Origin of the sequence: Collinsella aerofaciens (assembly GCF_015557435.1) — a bacterium.
Taxonomy (GTDB): Bacteria; Actinomycetota; Coriobacteriia; order Coriobacteriales; family Coriobacteriaceae; genus Collinsella; species Collinsella aerofaciens_Z.
On the sequence record NZ_JADNOH010000030.1, the window covers coordinates 1 to 1,931 of the forward strand.

General features: G+C 55.5%; 1 protein-coding gene. It reads right to left on the reverse strand.

All coding sequences use genetic code 11. The features are described from left to right. Positions 1 to 603: 603 nt before the first annotated feature. Positions 604 to 1,728, reverse strand: coding sequence for an aminotransferase (locus I2G43_RS02425; protein ID WP_195534951.1), 1,125 nt, complete (start codon positions 1,726 to 1,728; stop codon positions 604 to 606). Between the last annotated feature and the right edge of the window lie 203 nt (positions 1,729 to 1,931).

Genomic DNA, 1,931 nt, shown 5'->3' on the forward strand with positions numbered 1-1,931 from the left:
TCTCGGAAGGCACGTGCAGACCTTTCGTCATGGCCTCCTACCTTTCTTTCGGGCCCCTGTCAGGGCCGATTCGTTAGCGCCCCTCCGTGTGAGGCGTTATTGCTGACGACATATTTATATCCAAAATCAGCTCATACTTCCACCTTGCCCCCGAACGGTTTTTTATAGAGGGTGAACGGCATACACATATACTTCACGCATGGCACACTTCATCTTAATAAAGCGTATTTACGTGCTTAAACGCGTTTTAATCCTAAAATCAAATGGAACTAAACTTTGTTAAACCATCCTCAAATTGCATATTTCCAATAAAGCTATGAATAGAATTAGCGGTTCACACCGCATCTCAACCATTTTCATTTTTATTCAGAAAAAAGTTTGTCCTATTCATTTCTGGTAAATAAATTACCGTTTACCAGACGCTTGATACCGTTCACCGGAAACTCAGTATAAGGCCCAGCGGATACCGGCTCGCTTTACGGCCCCATTTGTAACAACTTGACTTCTCGGTATAGAAAAACGGACCCGCTTCCCCTATGAAACGGGTCCGTTTTCGATTATCTTCGGCTAATTTGGATAAGGCCCCCGAAGACCATCGGAATCCTAGCGATCGAACTCCGCCAGTGCCTCGCCCAAAAGCCTCAGGCCCTCGCGCAGAACGTCCTCGCTCGCGCAGTAGCCCAGGCGTGCGCCGCAGGGAAGCTCAAAACGGCCACCGGGGACCAGCAGCACTCCCCTCTCGGACAGCAGGCGCCTGCAGAACTCCTCGTCATCCTCGGGAATATCCAGCTGGATAAACGAGGTGGACACGCCCTGCGGGGCCGTCCAGGAAACGCGATGCTGCGTATCGATCCAAGCCTGCGCGATATCGCGGTTGCCAAACACGATCTTGCGATTGCGCTCGAGAATCTTATCCTTGTGCTCAAGCACATAGGTCGCCAGGGCATCGTTGAACACGCCGCCGCAGATCATGGTGTAATCGCGATAGGTACGCATGCGATTGGACACCTCTTCGTCGGCCAGGACCCAGCCCACGCGGGCCGCAGGCGTCGAATAGGTCTTCGACAACGAGTTGGTGACAATGGCCCTCTCGTACACGTCGGCCATCGACATAAAGGCCTCGGTGTTCTCAAGCGGCAGGTACACCTCGTCGCACAGCACATAGGCGCTCACCGAGCGGGCAATCTCGGCAATCTGGCCGAGCATATCGGCATCGAGAACCGTACCGATGGGGTTCGATGCGTTGTTGATGCAGATGAGCTTGGTGGTGGGGCGCACCAAGCGCTTGAGTTCCTCGATATCGGGCTTCCAGCCGAGTTCCTCGCGAAGCTCCCAATACTCGACCTCGGCGCCCAGCGTGCGCGGAATCTCGTAGAGCGGCGCGTAGGTGGGCCACTCGGCGATAACGTGGTCGCCGGGCTCGACCACAGCCATGATGGCGTTGAGGTTTGCGCCCGTGCAGCCATTGGTCTGCAGAATGTGATCGGGATTGACCTCGCGACGATACAGCTTGGCAACCTCGGCCTTAAATTCCGGCGAGCCCTCGATCCAGCCGTAGTTCATCTTCTCGCGGTCCAGGCGCTCGTAGAACGTGGCGCCGTCCTGTTCATCGAGCGCGCGCAGCTCGCCCATGGTGAGCGACGAGATCGTCGACTGGGCGATGTCCCACGTGGCGCTCTTCTCCCAAACGTTGAGCCATTCCTCAACGCCAATCGTCTTGATGTCCATGGCCAAGCTCCTTACAAAAGCAGTCGTCCAATCGTGTTGACGTTCCTCATACAAGATTGGGGCGGTGCGAAAACCCGCACCGCCCCAATGGGAGACATCTAATGGCAGCTAGATGTATGTATTATGACCTGTACGGGTCCTTGAAGACCTTAGAGGTCCTCGCGCCAGAAGGGCATGCTCATGCAGCGCGGGCCGCCGCGGCC

What these genes read in the sequence shown, in the direction of transcription:
- I2G43_RS02425 (WP_195534951.1), bottom strand. Translation starts at nt 1,728, where the DNA reads ATGGACATCAAGACGATTGGCGTTGAGGAATGGCTCAACGTTTGGGAG.